The organism is Planococcus sp. ISL-110 (assembly GCF_018613575.1).
In the GTDB taxonomy this organism is placed as follows: domain Bacteria; phylum Bacillota; class Bacilli; order Bacillales_A; family Planococcaceae; genus Planococcus.
The window spans coordinates 176,351-193,872 of the sequence record NZ_JAGGPX010000015.1; the positions used below are offsets into that span (position 1 = coordinate 176,351).

A 17,522-nucleotide genomic window follows, 5' to 3' on the forward strand; every position below is an offset into this window, starting at 1 on the left:
GGAGGTATCAGAATTTGTGGGTAAATTACTCAAACTTATCCCTCTGCTGATTGTCACGGTCATCCTGTCGGCCTGTTCGGGCTTAGGAGTGGCAGGAAAAGAAGTGACTGTAGGGGGCAAAAACTATACTGAACAATATTTATTGTCAGAGATGACGGCTTTCTTATTAGTAGAAGAAGGATTCAAAGTAAACCAAATGAACAACCTTGGCAGCAGTGTGGTCCGCTCGGCATTGGAAAACGGCCAAGTAGACTTGATGTGGGAATATACTGGGACGGCGCTCATCACTTATATGGGCGAAGAATCCATCCCCGATCCCGATAAAGCTTTTCAAAAGGTCAAAGAAATCGACGGTAAAAACGGCATACACTGGATGAATATGTCGGGAGTCAACAACACCTATGCACTCGCCATGAGAAGCGAGCAAGCGGAAGAACTCGGGATCAAGTCCATCAGTGACCTCGCAGCTTATATCAACGAAAACCCCGGAGAACTGACCATGGCTGCCGATGCCGAGTTTGCAAACCGTTCAGACGGCTTGCCGGGCGTAGAAGAAACATACGGCTTTGAATTTGGTTCCGGCCAAGTAAACCAAATGGATCTCGGTTTGACGCAACGGTCATTGAACAATGAACAGGTGGATGTGTCAGTAGCCTTTGAAACAGATGCTACTATCAGAAACTATGACCTGACCGTATTGGAAGACGACAAAAAATTCTTCCCGCCATACCGGGCAGCTGTGGCGATCAATCAGGAAGTGTATGAGGAATATCCTGAAATCGAAGAAATCACAGCCCGCTTGGCAGAAAGCCTGAACAGTGAGATCATGAGAGAGTTGAATTACTTGGTTGATATTGAAGGACAAAGCGTTTCAATTGTTGCTTATGATTGGCTTGTTGAAAATGATTTTCTGGAAGAAGAGTAGGATCAATAAGGATTCAATAAAAACAATGACCGATTAAGAAAACGCACCAATCCTGAGCTTGAAAGAGCTCTAGGATTGGTGCGTTTTTGGTTTTATAACTTTTTATTAGAAGGTTTTAAAAAGAAAGCTCTCCAATAGCAGAATCCAGAGAGCTTTCAAAATGTATTCTATTAAAATTATTTAGAAGCGTTTGGTACAGTAGCGACGACGGAACTTTTGGGTTCGGCCGTTTTTTTGAGCGTCCCGCTTCGCCGGAAATTCCCCATAACTTCCATCGTCTCCGTAATGCTGACGAACGCATTCGGATCGATAGACTTGATGAGCGACCGGACATGGGCAAGTTCATAACGCGTAATGACACTATAAAGCACTTTGACTTTGTTGCCTGAGTAGGCCCCTTCGCCGTCGGTCACAGTAATGCCACGGTACAAGCTTTCGAGCAATTCTTTTTTGACCGCGTCGCCTTGGCTTGTCACCACCATGAGGCTCAGCTTGATATGGCGTGTGTGTACGCGATCCATGACAATCCCGGTGATATAGATGGAAGCCATTGTGTACATCGCCAGTTCCCAAGAAAAGATGAACCCTGAAATAAAAACGACGACGCTGTTAAGACTGAATACCAAAAAACCGAGCGGGATGTCGCGCTTCAGCGTCAACAGCAGCCCGACGATATCGAACCCGCCGCCTGAACCATAAAACCGGATGACCACACCAGCGCCAGCACCGATCATGACTCCACCAAACACTGAAGACAAAAGTGCATCTTCGGTTACTTTCATAATGGGAATGTAGAGCATCGCAATCGATGTCACAGCCACAGAAAAAACACTATTGAGGATAAACATCTTGCCAAGCTTCATCCAGGCTAGCCCGAAAATCGGGACGTTAAGCACAACCAGCCAGATTCCTGCATTAATAGGGGTTAATAGCCCTAAAATCATGGCCACGCCTGTGACGCCTCCGGCTAAAATCTCATGTGGCAATAAAAACATATTAAATGCCACTGCAAGCAATAATGATGCTGCAAAAATGGCCAGCAGGCTATAAAAATTTTTCACACGTACATCTCCGTTCTATCATTAATTCATTTGCGTCAAAAATAATTGCTGTCCACTATTATTATTCAGCACAGTGCTTCAAATTATAGAGTATAGCTTGATGGAAATGCAAGAAATAGATTTCTTATGAATGGTAGGCGCAGAACCTAAAAAGCGGCATTATGAGAGAGTTGAAATATTTGGACAATATTGAAGGCTGGTGCGTTTTTGATTCTGGAACTTTTTAGTTACGAATCGGTTTAATGGACACAAAAGGGGTGGAGAGAAATGAAGTTCAAGCACTTGTTTTGGGGCGCTATCATTCTTGTGATCTTGATCACTAGCGTTGCACCAATGTAAAAATATGTATTTGTATTTTAATCCCTTAAATCCCATTTAAAATTTAAGCAAAAATAACCCCGCCTAAAACTTGCGCAGAACTAAAAATACTCCTACTGTAGAGGGGACGATGACGAGTCGATCCCCTTAATCCTACAGAAGGAGTATTTATCATGATCAGTGTAGACCAGATGACTATATTTCGTCAATATTTAGCTCTGTTGCCGACCGCATCTTTGGCATGCCTTGCCAAAAATTTAGGCTATGACAAGCTACACGATGATGGATTGGTGAAAGCGTTTATTTTAGCCAATCTGCTCAAATGGAATTCGTTGCGGATGATCGAAAGCGGGATTCGTTCCCAATCTGAAATTCAACAGGAGCTGGGCGTAGAATCGTTTAGTGCAGGTCAATTGAGCCGACGACTTGCCGTGCTAAATACCGGTGAACTGTCGCATATCCTTTTTCAGTTAACCGGGCACTATCACCGGATTACGGCAGGCGAAAAGGGGTTAGGGGTTGAATCCCAAAGTCGGTAAGCTGGCGATCATCGGTTCCTCTGCGATTCCATTGTCCAAACACGCGCTCGATTGGACGGCTTTGACGCCATATTATTGCGGCGTCAAAATTCACGTGCGGCTGGCCGTTGTGAAAGCGGACAGCGCATTTCCAGAAGCGATGATCCCTTCCACCGCCAATGTTCCGGATATCGAAGTGGCCAACCACCTCATCGTAGATGATGACGCGACGTATATCGCAGATCGGGGATATGGGGAAAAGCCGAAAATGGCCGGCTGGCTGGAACGAAAAGTAAAGTTTGTCGTTCGTGTCAAATCCAATTTCAGGGTGGGCGCAATCCAGGAGTTGCCAGCCGGTTCCGAGCAGGTCAGCCGGCATGCCCTTATCACCATCCGATCGCGCCCGGATCCCGTCAAACTTGTCGAGTTCAGCGACCCTAAAGGGCGTCACTTCCGCTTGATTTCCAACCGACTAAATCTGTCAGATCTAGAGATTATGGAAATCTACAAGAACCGGTGGTTGATCGAGCTTTTTTTCAAATGGCTGAAGCAACATGTAAAAGTGGATCACCTGTACAGCCAGTCGCCAGTCGGTATTTGGAACCAGCTGTACATTGCCTTGATCACGTTTGCCTTGATGGAGATTTATCGTCTGCTTACGTATCCGAACGTCACAACCGCCCACTTTCTACGGAATATTCAGCTTACTGGATAGTTCTTGCTTATGTACAACGCTAATGGATCTTGATAGCTTGTTCAGAAGAAAGAAGGGCAGCGACGACTGAAAAACCCGTTCAGCCTGTAATAGAAGACAGGGAGGATTTGGGTGAGACGGCTCCTGCCCTCAAAGTGGTGATAGATGGGATGGAGATTCCTTCTATAAGAAGCGGGTATAGCTGGAGCTATTTTGACGAGCAGGAAAATGCGATGGCTCTTGTTGAAACGGAATCCCTTTCTCCGATGGAAGTAGCTAAGAAGCAGAAAGCTCCCAGAGTAAATGGAGAGACAGTAATCGGTCTCAGGTTCGAAAAGGAACCTGATTCCTATAGAGTAAATATCTGGAATTTTCACGCTATTGCGAAGAGACCCTATAGTCAATAACCCGCCATTGAAATGGCAGGCTTGCAAAAGCCTTGATTGACTAGCCTCAGTTCCATTTTGAACTGCGTTGGGTAAGCCAGCATACCCGTGGATGTTTGTCCTAGTCTGCGGCTCTATGGTGCCGGATTAAAAGCCTTGCGGGTACGAGGCGGTGTCCGGCACATGACAAACTTTCCCAACCTTGGCGAAGGACAGTGCTTCGGCACGGAACCTCTCTTCGGAGAGCGCAGAAACAAGGTTTCATCACTTGTTTCGTCTTTAAAGAACGTTAACTTTCAACAGGAGGTGTCTTCATGGCACAGGTTTATGTCCTGCATCAGAACGGGCAACCGTTGATGCCGACCACACCGGGGAAAGCCCGGCAATTACTCAAACAGAACAAGGCGAAAATCCTGCATTACGAACCGTTTACGATTCGCTTGCGCTACGAGACGCCTGCCTATACACAGCCCGTCACCTTGGGCGTCGACAGCGGAAGCGCCACCATCGGCTTATCGGCGTCCACTGAGAAGAAGGAATTGTTTTCCTCTGAAGTGGTGTTGCGCCGGGATGTGTCGGACAACCTCACCGAACGGGCGATGTACCGCCGCAACCGGCGGAACCGCAAGACCCGCTACCGGCAACCCCGGTTTCTCAACCGGGTGAAAAGCAAGCACAAGGGGTGGCTGGCGCCTTCCATCGAACAGAAGATTGCCTGCCATCAGCACATGATAAACAAAGTGCACCACCTTCTGCCGATCTCCAAAATCGTCGTTGAGACAGCATCGTTCGATACACAGTTGATGCAAAACGCTGGAATCAGCGACGCCCAGTACCAGCAAGGAGCGCAACTAGGCTTTTTTAACACCAGGGAGTTTATCCTATTTCGGGATGACCATATGTGCCAATTATGCAAAGGCAAAAAGAACGACCCGATTCTGAACGTCCACCACTTGGTCTACCGCTCGATGGGCGGAACGGATGCCCCGTCGAACCTGATAACCCTGTGTAACAGTTGTCACACATCCGATAATCACGAACCAGGCAAGCCTTTATGGGCGTGGTGCCAGGCGAAGAAGACCATGGGCAACTTTAAATCTGCCACATTTATGGGCGTCATGCGTCCAACACTGCTAAAGCGTTTGCGCCAAAGCTACCCGGTTGTCGAAGAGACATTCGGCTACGTGACGAAAAACAATCGTATCCGGGCGAACCTTGTCAAGACGCATGCGATTGATGCCTTGATGATAACGGGCAACTTACGGGCGAAGCCGCTCCAGCGGATAATGGCATACAAGAAAGTGCGCCAGCACAACCGCAGTCTGCACAAAGCAACGATACTGAAAGGCGGTTACCGTAAGAGCAACCAGGCGTCCTTTGAAGTCAAGGGATTCCAGCTGTTCGACAAGGTGCGCTTTGAAGGACAGAACGGTTTCATCACCGGCAGACGCAAGACCGGATACTTCGCCATCAAAACGATTGACGGCGACTGGATTCACAAGAGCGGCAATCACAAAAAGTGCCAGTTGCTTCAACGCCGAAGAAACTACATCCAACAAGAGGTGAACCGGTTGGTTTCTTCTCCCCTCTAAAGAAGGGAGAGGAAACCAACCCTATTCATGAAATCGTACTTGACCATTCCAGTGGGAAAAAGGTGTATGTAGTTACTGCATATTAAGAACAGGGGATGGTTACCTATGTTTTTCTCTGACGGTTGAATAGCGGATTCCCTGAGGATAACAGTCCTATATGTGGTCTAATTTCACGATGTTCGGCCTGCTGCAAACCTTATTCGAGCGAAAGATTAAAGTACATACGAACTTTCCATGATGAGGACAAGGTATCATAAAGTTCCTCCTTCTAAATGTTACTGCTTTGATAAACTCGAATGAAGAGAGGTATTTTCACGCGGAATAAAAACCGGAACTCAAGCCGCCGGCCGCCGAACAAATTTTCTCTCTGGCAGTCCACTGTAAATGGCGTCGTGCAAGTAAAGATGGAAATTCAAGCTAAAAGGGGATGGAATCTGATGGGTGAAAGCGAAGACTTGTTCAGCAGAAAATCGAAAGAAGAACGCAGATTAGGGGAACCGACCGCTGCGTTCAAAGGTGCAGCCTGGGGCGCTTTGCTGATTGGGGTATCGGCGTACAGTGACGGTTCCCAAATAGATTGACATGTTACATTTTAATTTTTCTTATCATACAGAGCATCATATCTTTCCAAGTATGAGCTCTAAGTATTATCCATTGGTGAAGGAAAATATAAAGGAAAACTGCCCGGTCTTTATGATGAGATGCCGATGTCGAGTGCTTTGAAAGCGTTATGGAAGACGCATAGAGTTTATTACAATGGGAAAGAATTAATTGATCCTCAGGCAGAATTGGTCTATGGGTCACTCGGGAATGGTCTTAATTCCGAAGCGATTAAGCCGTGACCAATGAATGGCAACGTTATTAAAGAAGGAATAAAACAAACATAAAGTTCTGAAGGGGCTGTTCCAAAAGGTCATGAAAAATGACTTTCGGGACATCCCTTTTGTTGTTCTTAAAAAGAACTTGCTAATTTTTATTGCGACGGACGCCAAGCCGCTAGGGTCTCCTTTATATCACCCCGCTGCTCTCGCAGGAGTTGCCGTCTCTATTCGAATCAACCGGTTCTATGATCGGTGAAAGTGTTGGACGACAGGCGTTTTACTTTGTCCAGTATAATTTTTTAAATGGCTGTAATCATCCCTTTTAAAATCTTATAAAGAGAGGAGGGAGTACTATGTAATTAGAAAATAAGATATAAAGGATAAATTTAGTTAATCATACAGTTGAATATTTTTATTGTTCAGATTCCTTTGGTCAAAAAGGAGTGGAGGTGTGTAATGCAGAACAATAGTATAGAGAAATGCAATGAATTCTGCAGAGAATTGCAACGAAAAGTACATACTGATCTAGCAAAGATTTTACATGGAGAGGCGGGCATGATAGCCTACCTATGCATTGCTGAATCCTTTAGAGGACTAGCTTCTGGGCTCGTGTATGATCCATGTCAAATCAACTCGGACTCTTTATTATGCTTTGTAAAACTATGTACTGTTGTTTTGCAAAATATATCTTTTATATTTCGCCGATTGTAAAATTAAGCTAGACAACTGAAAAAGCCATTCGTGATACACTCTAAATGTATTTTCCGACCAAAGAAAAACATAGGAGTGATCACGAATGACCTACACCCATCTTACCACGGATGAATTGGTGATGATAGAATCCTACCACCGCCAACATATACCTGTGGCGATCATTGCTGAGTGCCTGAACCGTTCCAGGCAGCCGATCTACAATGTCATCAACTTCCTGAAATCAGGGCATACAGCTCTCGATTTCTACACAAAATACAAGAAAAACAAGAAACGCTGCGGCCGACAGAAGATCGTCTTGCCGAAGAAACAAGTCGCCTATGTTCAAGACAAGGTGGCGCAGGGCTGGACGCCGGACGTCATTGTCGGCCGTGCCGAAACGGTGATCGATTGTTCCGCGCGCACGCTCTATCGCATGTTCGAAAATCAGGTCCTTGATGCCGCAACACTGCCGATGAAAGGGAAACGGAAACCCAATGGCCACCAGGAACGCCGCGGAAAGCAGGCGTTCAAACGGCATATTTCCGAAAGGGAAACCGATTATCCGTCTTTCCAACAAGAGTTCGGGCACATCGAAGGCGACACCATCGTGGGCGCCCGCCACAAAAGTGCAGTGATCACGTTGGTCGAACGGCTGACGAAAGTCATCATCGCCTTGAAGCCCGCAGGACGCAAGGCATGCCATATCGAAACCGCGTTAAACCAGTGGTTTCAAGGGATCCCCAGAAATCTGTTTAAGTCCATCACGTTTGACTGTGGGAAGGAATTCTCCAATTGGAAACCGTTGTGCAACCGGCACGATGTCTCGATTTATTTTGCGGATCCCGGCACGCCTTCCCAGCGCGCGTTGAATGAAAACTCCAACGGGCTTCTTCGAAAAGACGGCTTGCCAAAGGAAATGGACTTCAACCAGGTGGATCAACCGTTCATTTCCACAGTGGCAGACAAGCGGAATAACATCCCACGGAAGTCGTTGGATTACCGTACACCACTGGAGGCATTTATGAGTCATCTGAATGGCGTAGATCTGTCTAGCTTAAATTGACAAACGGAATTTTATTATCTGTGAGTTACTTTGAGTTCTATTTAATAGTGTCAATATTTAGCGTAAGTAATTTATTTAATAACCGAAATAAGGTAATATTGATACTATTAAGTTAATGAAAATTTTAACAGATTGATTATAAATAGCTATTTTATAAGGTTTTGACACTTTATATTTATCTATAATAGATTAAGGATTATATTTATAGGAAGGATACTTATTATGAACTCAGATAAAATTGATTTAAATCTAAAAGTATTCAAGAAGTTTGAAGGTCTTTCTTTTTTGCAGATAGCTAATGAGGTTGGACTTAACCCAGCTTTGATATCTCCTAAAACTTCAGTTGTCACGGTTCTTAATAAGTTACTATTGCACGCGGGTTTGGATAAGAAACAGGCTGCTGAAAAATGCAAACCAATGCAGCTATCCATAAAAACTGTAAAGTTGAATGAAGGCGGACAATCTAAAGAGTCTATGTCATTCGAACAGGTAGACTTTTTAAAGGTGTCTGAAGAATCTTGGGAAACGAGCTATTTGAGAAAGAAGTTTGAAGAAACCTTTTTCCTGTTTTTTGTTTTTCAATATAAGAAACATCCCAATCAAACATCGATCCTCTATTTTAGAGGAGTGAAATTGTGGGAGATGCCAGAAAATGTTTTGGAGCGAGAAGTCAGGCATATGTGGAATCTTACGCACCGAATTCTTAATGAAGGTGTACAACTGGAAGAGAAGCTTCACGGAAAAAAGATGGTAACTAAAAACAACTTACCAGGCATCAAAGATAATCCCGTTGTCCATCTTCGACCAAAAGCTAATGATGGCAATGATAAAGTACAGTTGCCCGGGGGCAAGTTCATTACTAAGCAAGCATATTGGATAAATGCTAGCTATGTTGCACATATTGTGAAAGACTTACCTCCATTAAAAACCAGCAGTTTTCAATTCTATTATACGAACCATGAAAAAAGTAAGGAATTCATTAAAATTAAAGCAATGTTATTGAAAGAAGTCTATACAATCAAGGAGTTTCTTGAAATAGCTGGAAAAAATCAGATTTATATTAATGAGTTGGATATTACCACCGTAAATTTGCATGAAATTGGGTTTAATATAGAGCCTGGTGTAATTGTTTCGAAAAACATTGAAAGTTTAAATGAATATTTAATGGAAAAAATTTTTAAAGAGAACTATTTTGTAGTTCCAGACCTTCCTGTTTTTCAATTGGACCAAGTAAAAAGAAAGATTAATAATCTCGAAAACGCATACCAACTAATTGACGTGGGTGAGGATATCTACCTGACTAACAAAAACCTTAGTAAAGGCGGATTGGATAAAGGAACTCTCGAAGGTTATAAGCAGGCAGTTATAGAATTTATTGGATTACAAAGATTCTTTACTTTAGATTACTTAACTGAGAATGGATTTTCTCATGAAATGGATGAATATGGATTCGAACCTATATTTTATGAGAGTATATTGAAGGGGCAAGGTCATCTCAAGTCCATAAAAATTGCGGACGCAACCGTATTTATACGATCATATGAAGGTCTCACAATTGGAAGCTTTGTAAATTTTGTATTAGAAGAGAAGCAATCCATGAGTGTGGAGGAATTCATTGTAGGTGCAAGGAAACGAAGTGGGGTTCGCTTAAGTTATAAGAACGCGATATCAGTAATAAAGAATTCGAATTATTTTTATTCCGAAGAGCTGGAGAAAGTATTTAGGGACAAGGATTTTTACTACAGGGAAATATTCAACTGAGTATTTGAAATTTTGTTTTAAGAAATGGGGGCTATAAAATGACAATCAATTTAATTGAACTGATAGAGAAAGATATTACACTTACTGACGGTACAAGAAATTTAACGGTGAAGGGTGAGGCTAAGAACCACAAGGTTTATAGAATTCCATTGGAATACTTATTCTACAACGATCAAAACGGTCGAATTGCAACCTGGATTAGTAAATATAATAGCGATAATGACCCATTAACTCTAGACGATATAGAATATTATAATAGCGTTTTACACGGATTCATCAAGAAAGCAAATGAAAATGCATTCGGTAAAACGAAGGAAAATATTGAAATGTTCGGTCAAAAAATAGCGGGAGTAGTGTTGAAAAACGGTCGGATTATTGATGGGAATCGCCGGTTCACATGCTTGCGTGAAATAGCAGCGGAAGGTGAGGACCTCTATTTTAACGCAGTTATATTGGATACGGATGCGGGGATATCGGATAAAGATATTAAAAGATTAGAGTTGAACCTACAGCATGCGGAAGAACGACCTGTAGATTATGATCCGATTGACAATCTCGTGGATATATACAGGGATTTAGAGCAAAATAAGACATTTACAATTCCTGAATATGTACGTAATGTGAATAAAACTAAAACTGAAGTCGAGAAGACTTTGAAAAAAGCTATACTGATGGTCGAGTTTCTTGAGTTTATAAATGCTAAAGGGAAATATTACATTGCGCGAGAGTTGAACTTAGATGGTCCACTTCAGGAGATGGTAGGTATTCTGAACAGTATAGACGAAGAAAAAAAGGAAGATGTGAAGAGTGCATTGTTTACTGCTTTACTCACATCCCGAAGTGGAGATTTAACTAGACGCATTCGTGAAATCGGCAAAGAAATTATTAAGACTAAGAACGCAGACAAATTTATTGAAGAGTACGAGGAAATAGTCGAAGAAGTATATGAAGACTTACAAGAAGAAGAGGAAGTGGACTTGTCTACGATTAATGAAAAAATCTCCACGAATGTTTCTTTAAAAGAAAAAAGTGACAATATAATCAGAAGGAAAATTGAACAGAATCGTCACGAAACCGTGCGTAATAAGCCGGTCGTTTTACTAAATGATGCATTAGATGCGTTGAATGCCATCGATGAAACTGTTGTTTCAAGAATGAATGAAGAAAATAAAGAAGAGTTTGAAGAGGTATTGAAAAAAATCCATGAGACATTGAATGCTTACAGTGAAAAATTGAATGTTTAAAACCCTTAATTTAAAGCCCAGCTATTACACTACGACTTCGAATGTGCTGAAGGAGTTCTATAATCCGGTTTTAACTGAAACTGTAAAGTACGATAGAGTTAGTGGTTATTTTAGCTCAAAAGCCCTTGCTGTTTACAGCAAGGGGCTAGAGGGGCTAGTGAAAAACAATGGTCGTTACAGGCTTATAATCTCCGAGGATATAAGTGAAGAAGATTTTATAATGATTAAAAATGGATATGACTTAAGGGAAAAGCTGACGCATGAATTGATTGCAAGAATGGATACGGGACTTTCGACGGATGAAGAAATGAAATTGAATAATCTGGCTTACTTGATATCAAGAGGTTATGTCGATATTAAGATTGGTTTCAAAAGAGGAGGCTTATTTCATTCGAAATTTGGAATATGCGAAGATGCGGATGGGAGTGTCTTGTATTTTACTGGATCCAATAATGAAACTCAAGCAGCTATCAAGCATAACTTTGAATCATTTGACGTCACCACGTCTTGGTTGTCTTCAGATTTTGATCAACAAAAAATTTCTCAAGCGAAAAACCAGTTCGAGAAACTGTGGAATGATGAAGCTCAAGAAATGAATATATATATAAAAGATATAAATGAAATAATAAAACGCAAAATCATGTCATATGATAAAGGAAGACTTATTTTGGATGTTGAAACGTTACAAGAAGATAGCTTAATTCTGACATTGGAAAATAATCGACTGCTATTGCATGACAATCTAACCTCCTATCAAATAAATCCGAAAGATTTTGTCATAGCAAAAAAACTCGTTAAATATTACGATAAGGATTTTCCACATTTCCGTGAAGATTTAACTTATATAGAGATACAAAACATAATTTCCATTTTGGATAAGTATGCTAATAAAAAGGGATTTTTGTTCTTGGTCAGCGAGCGGTTAGCCAAATTCATCGACCAGCAAGCTTACTGGATTGAAGAACGCTCTCAATATGGTTTGCTGATTAAAAATAGAAATCCAAGAATCATGAATGACTTTAAAAAATTCGAAACCATAGTTTCTAGAGAGTTATACAGACCATTAAGAGAACAACAGATGTGGAGTGCATTTTATATGCATCAGATGGAAAAGAGTGCAAATTTTTCAGTTCCTGGCTCCGGTAAAACCTCTATGATTTACGGTGTCTTTGCTTACTTAAATTCTCCAGAAGTCAATAAAGTAGATAAAATTGTAATGGTTGGCCCAAAGAATGCATTTTTATCTTGGAAATTGGAGTTTGATGAAAATTTTGGCGACAAGAAAAACTTGAAAGTATTGGATATACATCAAGAGGAAGGTGCGGAAGTACAATTACGTATAAATAGTGGGGATAAAAATCTTATTTTAATAAACTATGAGTCCCTAGCTAAGTATGAGTCCGCTTTACAGGATATTTTGGATGAACGCACAATTTTAGTCTTTGATGAGGTCCATAAGGTCAAAGGAATACAAAGTAAACGCGCTCAAGTTGCTAAACGAATCTCTGAGAAGCCTAGCTATAAATTTGTATTGACTGGAACACCTATTCCTAATACTTATCAAGATATTTATAATTTTCTGAATATATTATATGCAGAAGAGTATAAAATGTTCTTCAATTTCCAAATTAATTTCCTTAAGAAACCGAATCAATCTGAAGTTATTCAAATCAATGAGAAGCTATATCCATTTTTTTGGAGAACAAATAAAAGACAACTACAAGTGCCTCAGAGTAACCCGGATGAAATCATTAAAGTCACTGCCACTGAAGATGAGCAATCTATTATAGATTTACTATATCGAAAATATGGTCATTTGCATTTCGTTTTATATATCCGATTAATTCAAGCATCTACTAATCCGGAATTGTTATTGAAAGCAATCGATGCAATTGAGATTTATGGAGAAGAGGAGGTTAGTGACTGGCATAATAACTTTATAAGTGATCCAGTAGTTTTCTCAGAAGAAGAGGTAAGTGTTATTCGTCAAAATGCTACTACATCAAAATACCAAGCTGCTATTGATTTAGCTGAAGAATTAACCGAAGATAATAAACAAACTATTATTTGGTGCATGTTCGTAAATACAATAGATAAAGTCTATAGAGATTTAAGTGCACTTGGTATAAAGGCGGCAGTAATTTATGGAAGCACTCCCCAAGAAGAGCGTGACACACTAATAGGGAAGTTTAAAAAAAATGAAATCGAAGTGCTTATAACAAATCCTCATACCCTAGCAGAGTCAGTTTCTCTTCATAAAACATGTCATGACGCTATATATTTAGAGTATTCCTTTAACCTTACACATATGCTGCAATCTCGAGATCGTATTCATCGCCTGGGTTTACCTTCAGATCAATATACACAGTATTATTATTTTATGTTGGAAGGTCAAGAAGAGAAAAGAAATACAATTGACGAAAAGGTATATATCCGTCTGAAGGAAAAAGAAGAGCGGATGCTTAAGGCGATAGAGAGTGATATTTTGACACCTGATCCTACAGACGATATGGAAGATATCTTGTCATTATTTAAGCTATAGACAAAAAAGATGAAGAGGGGTGTTATAGCTCCTTCTTCATCTTTTTAATTTATAGCCATTTTTCAGATGGACCTTCAGCTTAAGTTTACTGGGTTTTATAAGGATTTCCCCCAGAGTTTTATAGCCATTTTTATATAGTTTAATCGATAATAATTCGGGCTTTTTTAATCCCAAGATTATTAGTGGGGTTGTAAGTTGCACTCTCAAAGGATCTAGGTAATTGACATACTGTTCATATGTACCTATGGCATTATCAAACCCACCTGCGGATTTCAATTCTTGGGTAGCGCATATGATTACACCAATTCTAGTTTGTATTGCTTTTTGCACATGGTTCAGTTCGCTAGCTATTACTGGTTTCATTAAATTCCATGCAATTGTGCCGCTATGGTTAAATCCTACTTCAAGAGAAACATCCCCTTTTGCAAAATCCAACCGCCAAGATTTGTGTGTATATTTCGGGTTGTTGAAGATATTACTTTCATAATTCCAACCTTTAGTGATAAAGCGGTCTTTAATAAGTGAATTCAGTGCAGTTGAAAGACTTTTATTTCGATGTTGATACAAACGAGTATGTAATTTATAAATATCTTCATCACTAATATTAGTAACAACATCTATAATTTCATCCCAAAGGGGAATGCAGCCTGTATCATTTTGCATTACGGTTAGGCCATGCCTGTGTGAGTGTATAACATAATCCATAACAACTCTCCTTTTGTAATAAGTATTGCGGACAGGTCGATTCAGCATTACAGATTTTCGTGCTACTGTATGGGGGAAATTAAGCCAATACTTGCGGTAAGGAGACCCGACGAAGTTCCTCAAGTATAAGTTTCTTTATCCGTTGGTTATAAATCCTCCAACCTGGAAACTGTTCTTTCGTTCGTTTATTTTGTCTCGAAGTTTCAGTGGCTTACTCACCAACCATACCGTCATTATCATTATCTCGCATATATGGGTATAACCAATGATCACTCATGATTGGCATACTGAAACCAGCTGTTTTTGCTTCTTCAATCGTCACCTGTCCATTAGCGTTTGTATCAACACTGGATACATCACCGCCTGTGTTTGCAGTGGTTGACTCGGCAGGCTCACTGTCTGTTAAACTGAGCGATGCGTTTACTTCATCAGGGTTTACGTTGTCAAATGTATCAATGACTTCGTTACCCATTACCGTATATGTATACTGATAACTTGAAGGAGTCTGCGTTTTCGTATTCGGATATGTTATGATTGCTTCAAAATTAGTAGCTCCACCTGCGTCGCGGATTACGTCTTCCATATAAGCTTGATCACCATGTCGGTTGAGCGTACTTTCTTGTGGGGTAATATTATAGGCATTCGACACCCCTCCGAGAGAATCAGCAATGACATGCCCTTCATCTAAAATGTCACTTTCGACGCCAGGAACCTTTGCTTCATCAGAGTAATATCTGCCGGTCGATAATACAGGTTCGTTACTATCATCCTGTACAATGATTTCGGCAGCAACGACACGCACCAGTTGCCCATGTTCATTCGTAAAAGCCCAATATTCACGGTCCCCATAACCAATTTCAACCACGATGTTAGGTTGGCGATGTCCAGACAAATCACCACCATCAACTTCAATAAGTTCATATCCTGAGAATAGTTCACTATTTGTTTCCATTGGTGTTTCCTCTACTTCTGCTTTATCAACAACCGTAGTGATAGCCTCTTCTTTTTCACTGTTTGCCTTAACTGTGGTTACTTCTTGAGCATCGGTTTCAATCGTGGCTGCTTCTTGTTGATTTGTTTCTGCACCTGTAACGGATGCATCCTCTACGTCGGTACAGCCAACTACAAAGAGGGTTATTAAAAGTAAGATTAAATAGTTCAATTTTATTTTCATTTCAGTACTCCTTTAATAGGTTCAATTAGTGGCTTTCTTTTCCGCATTGCCTCGCTCAAAACTCCATACCGTAGCTCAATTCATTTGCAATTATTCATGTAAAAATAGCTGGGTGAAATATACTATACAAATAAAACAGTTATACTTCAGTTTTAATTTATTCCCTATATTTTAACATAAAAAAAGCTGACATCCATGATGTCAGCCGAAAGCCGGGAATTCCATTTGGAGTTCATTCACTTCATTTGCTTTTTCTATCTCTTCAATCCGAATGCCCATCCGCTCAATCAGGTCGACCACAAGGGCATTCCCCATACAGAAGTAGCGCATGCGATCGTTCATCCCTGCAGTCCAATTGTCCGGGAACCCATTCAGGCGCTCGCATTCGACCGGGGTAAGGAGACGCTTCTTGCCATTGACTTCTACGATGTGGGTGCTCCGGTTAATCGACCCTTCGCTCGTCAGCATGGTCCGGCCGGGCTTGTCCAATTCATCCACAGGGGACATCCCGCCTTCGGAGAAATGGTAGATATGGCCTTCGGCGGTTTTCCGCTCGATTTTCTTCGGTCCGCGCAGGTAAGTGAACTTCTCGATGTTCGCTTCAGTGAGGTAGAACTTTTCCGGTACCGCATCTTCATCAATTAAAATATCCTTTAGAGGAATCGAATCCTCGAATGTAGGCGAAAGGTGGGCTGTGAAGACTTTGCCGTCCTTCATATAGCCTGAACTATGGAAACCGTATGAGAATTCGTCGGAAATCTCCACGATATCCGAAGGGAGCTCTACTGAGGAAATGCGATCCTTATAAGGTTCCTCTTCAACCGGGAAAGGCTTGGCGAAGAATCCTTCATTGAATACAATCTCTTCAGGGGAGAAGGCTTTCTGCTGGCTCTCGAAAGAGATGCCATTCTTATAGGCGAAGATGAAGACCCGGCGACGGCGCTGTGCCATGCCGTATTCTGCAGCGTTAATGACGCGCCACTCGACGGAGTAATTCATATCCCGGAAAGTGGCCAGCATGACTGCGAAGTCACGACCTCTTTGAGTAGAAGGAGATTTCAAAAGGCGATCGACGTTCTCCAACAGGACGTATTTCGGGTGGGTGTTCTCGATTACTCGCTTGATTTCCCAAAAAAGGACGCCCTTCTTGCCTTGGATTCCCTGTTCACCTGACTTAGTCCGGGCAACCGAGTAATCCTGGCAAGGGAAGCCGCCTACGAGGAGGTCGGCTCGGAGGTCGTGGAATGTATCGTCGGAGACCTTAGTGATGTCTTCGTTCGAATGGATTCCTGTATCGAAATTGCGTGCATAGCAGTCAAAGGCATCCTGCGCTTTGCGCGAAGGCTCCCACTGATTCCCCCACACGATATCGAATATTTCATGGTTGGCTTTCTGCAATCCGAGTCGGAATCCGCCGACTCCTGCGAAGAGTTCGATGACTCGGAGTGGTTTTATCTGTTCCATATACCGAACATCCTTTCGGTTTTTCTTAATTATAACGAATTGTCGAGGAAAGATCAACAAATACTTTCAAAGACATTAATTTTATCTCAACCCATCGATTATTCCATCAATCAGGCTTCCTATATTCTCTCATGGCTGCCTGGACGAATTCCAGTGCCGAATCGACTGTTTCGTCCACATTCCGCCGGATTTCATGTTCCCATATCCGCAGGACATGCCAGCCCTTCTCGATGTAGTGGGCATCCACTTCCTTGTCCCTTTCCCTGTTCCGGGAAATCTTGGCATCCCAGAACTCCTGGTTGCTCTTGGGGCGTTTGAAATGGATTGGGCAGCCGTGCCAGAAGCGGGAGTCGACGAAGATGACCACCTTATACTTCTGGATGGAGATGTCCGGGGTTCCGCGCAGATTCCGGACGTTCTTACGGAATCGGAGTCCTCTATTCCACAATGCTTTGCTGAAGAGATTCTCCAATTTCGACTGTGCACGGATGGCCCTCATCGTTTTGCTTCTTTGTTCTTTAGTCATGCGGTCAGTCATAGGAAGACCTCCATATTGCAGGT

14 protein-coding genes and 2 pseudogenes are annotated in these 17,522 nt (G+C 41.8%); 11 read left to right on the forward strand and 5 right to left on the reverse strand.

What is annotated here, in order from left to right; genetic code table 11:
• Nucleotides 1-16 precede the first annotated feature (16 nt).
• Entirely contained in the window at nt 17-925 is a 909-nt protein-coding gene (locus J7I83_RS10940) for a glycine betaine ABC transporter substrate-binding protein (RefSeq protein WP_215100729.1), read from the forward strand.
• Between the two features lie 176 nt (nt 926-1,101).
• Here J7I83_RS10940 and J7I83_RS10945 read toward each other — a convergent pair whose 3' ends face one another.
• Nucleotides 1,102-1,986 carry a YitT family protein gene (locus J7I83_RS10945; RefSeq protein WP_215100730.1) on the reverse strand — a complete coding sequence of 295 codons (885 nt, stop codon included), beginning with the start codon at nt 1,984-1,986 and terminating at the stop codon, nt 1,102-1,104.
• A 491-nt stretch (nt 1,987-2,477) separates the two neighbouring features.
• On the opposite strand from J7I83_RS10945, the gene J7I83_RS10950 reads away from it, so the two are divergent.
• The 10 genes and pseudogenes from J7I83_RS10950 to J7I83_RS10995 all read left to right on the forward strand — a co-directional run bounded on the left by J7I83_RS10950 (nt 2,478) and on the right by J7I83_RS10995 (nt 13,618).
• Nucleotides 2,478-2,843, forward strand: coding sequence for a hypothetical protein (locus tag J7I83_RS10950; RefSeq protein ID WP_215100731.1), 366 nt, complete (start codon nt 2,478-2,480; stop codon nt 2,841-2,843).
• Nucleotides 2,824-3,537 (forward strand): IS4 family transposase, encoded by a 714-nt coding sequence (locus tag J7I83_RS10955; RefSeq protein WP_215100732.1) that lies wholly within the window; start codon nt 2,824-2,826, stop codon nt 3,535-3,537. The genes J7I83_RS10950 and J7I83_RS10955 overlap by 20 nt, the downstream gene beginning before the upstream one ends.
• Nucleotides 3,538-3,566: 29 nt before the next feature.
• A complete protein-coding gene (locus J7I83_RS10960; RefSeq protein ID WP_215100733.1) occupies nt 3,567-3,923 on the forward strand; it encodes a hypothetical protein in 357 nt (118 codons plus the stop codon).
• A 293-nt stretch (nt 3,924-4,216) separates the two neighbouring features.
• Nucleotides 4,217-5,494 (forward strand): RNA-guided endonuclease IscB, encoded by a 1,278-nt coding sequence (iscB, locus tag J7I83_RS10965; RefSeq protein WP_215100734.1) that lies wholly within the window; start codon nt 4,217-4,219, stop codon nt 5,492-5,494.
• 437 nt (nt 5,495-5,931) lie between these two features.
• Nucleotides 5,932-6,060, forward strand: a pseudogene (locus tag J7I83_RS10970) (inner membrane protein YiaA); the annotation flags it as partial.
• Between the two features lie 10 nt (nt 6,061-6,070).
• Nucleotides 6,071-6,336 (forward strand): annotated as a pseudogene (locus J7I83_RS10975) (fatty acid desaturase); the annotation flags it as partial.
• Between the two features lie 775 nt (nt 6,337-7,111).
• A complete protein-coding gene (locus tag J7I83_RS10980) occupies nt 7,112-8,071 on the forward strand; it encodes an IS30 family transposase (RefSeq protein ID WP_215100735.1) in 960 nt (319 codons plus the stop codon).
• Between the two features lie 222 nt (nt 8,072-8,293).
• Nucleotides 8,294-9,832, forward strand: coding sequence for a MutH/Sau3AI family endonuclease (locus tag J7I83_RS10985; RefSeq protein WP_215100736.1), 1,539 nt, complete (start codon nt 8,294-8,296; stop codon nt 9,830-9,832).
• 38 nt (nt 9,833-9,870) lie between these two features.
• Nucleotides 9,871-11,076 (forward strand): hypothetical protein, encoded by a 1,206-nt coding sequence (locus J7I83_RS10990; RefSeq protein WP_215100737.1) that lies wholly within the window; start codon nt 9,871-9,873, stop codon nt 11,074-11,076.
• Entirely contained in the window at nt 11,069-13,618 is a 2,550-nt protein-coding gene (locus tag J7I83_RS10995; RefSeq protein WP_215100738.1) for an SNF2-related protein, read from the forward strand. Before J7I83_RS10990 ends, J7I83_RS10995 begins: the two co-directional genes overlap by 8 nt.
• Before the next feature lie 36 nt (nt 13,619-13,654).
• Here the strand turns inward: J7I83_RS10995 and J7I83_RS11000 are convergent, their stop codons facing one another.
• From J7I83_RS11000 to J7I83_RS11015, 4 genes are all read right to left on the reverse strand, one after another.
• Nucleotides 13,655-14,323: a BglII/BstYI family type II restriction endonuclease gene (locus J7I83_RS11000; protein ID WP_215100739.1), complete on the reverse strand. Its 669-nt coding sequence runs from the start codon at nt 14,321-14,323 to the stop codon at nt 13,655-13,657.
• Between the two features lie 211 nt (nt 14,324-14,534).
• Nucleotides 14,535-15,497, reverse strand: a complete 963-nt coding sequence (locus tag J7I83_RS11005; protein WP_215100740.1) for a DNA/RNA non-specific endonuclease — start codon at nt 15,495-15,497, stop codon at nt 14,535-14,537.
• Between the two features lie 201 nt (nt 15,498-15,698).
• The gene (gene dcm / locus J7I83_RS11010; RefSeq protein WP_215100741.1) at nt 15,699-16,961 is read right to left on the reverse strand and encodes a DNA (cytosine-5-)-methyltransferase; all 1,263 of its coding nucleotides are present in this window, start codon (nt 16,959-16,961) and stop codon (nt 15,699-15,701) included.
• Nucleotides 16,962-17,067: 106 nt separating this feature from the next.
• Entirely contained in the window at nt 17,068-17,499 is a 432-nt protein-coding gene (locus tag J7I83_RS11015; RefSeq protein ID WP_215100742.1) for a very short patch repair endonuclease, read from the reverse strand.
• Nucleotides 17,500-17,522 lie beyond the last annotated feature (23 nt).

Excerpts from the sequence above, each read along its gene's own strand:
- J7I83_RS10950 (WP_215100731.1), top strand. The coding sequence starts at position 2,478 with ATGATCAGTGTAGACCAGATGACTATATTTCGTCAATATTTAGCTCTG.
- iscB (WP_215100734.1), top strand. The coding sequence starts at position 4,217 with ATGGCACAGGTTTATGTCCTGCATCAGAACGGGCAACCGTTGATGCCG.
- J7I83_RS10980 (WP_215100735.1), top strand. The coding sequence starts at position 7,112 with ATGACCTACACCCATCTTACCACGGATGAATTGGTGATGATAGAATCC.
- J7I83_RS10985 (WP_215100736.1), top strand. The coding sequence starts at position 8,294 with ATGAACTCAGATAAAATTGATTTAAATCTAAAAGTATTCAAGAAGTTT.
- J7I83_RS10990 (WP_215100737.1), top strand. The coding sequence starts at position 9,871 with ATGACAATCAATTTAATTGAACTGATAGAGAAAGATATTACACTTACT.
- J7I83_RS10995 (WP_215100738.1), top strand. The coding sequence starts at position 11,069 with ATGTTTAAAACCCTTAATTTAAAGCCCAGCTATTACACTACGACTTCG.
- J7I83_RS11000 (WP_215100739.1), bottom strand. The coding sequence starts at position 14,323 with ATGGATTATGTTATACACTCACACAGGCATGGCCTAACCGTAATGCAA.
- J7I83_RS11005 (WP_215100740.1), bottom strand. The coding sequence starts at position 15,497 with ATGAAAATAAAATTGAACTATTTAATCTTACTTTTAATAACCCTCTTT.
- dcm (WP_215100741.1), bottom strand. The coding sequence starts at position 16,961 with ATGGAACAGATAAAACCACTCCGAGTCATCGAACTCTTCGCAGGAGTC.
- J7I83_RS11015 (WP_215100742.1), bottom strand. The coding sequence starts at position 17,499 with ATGACTGACCGCATGACTAAAGAACAAAGAAGCAAAACGATGAGGGCC.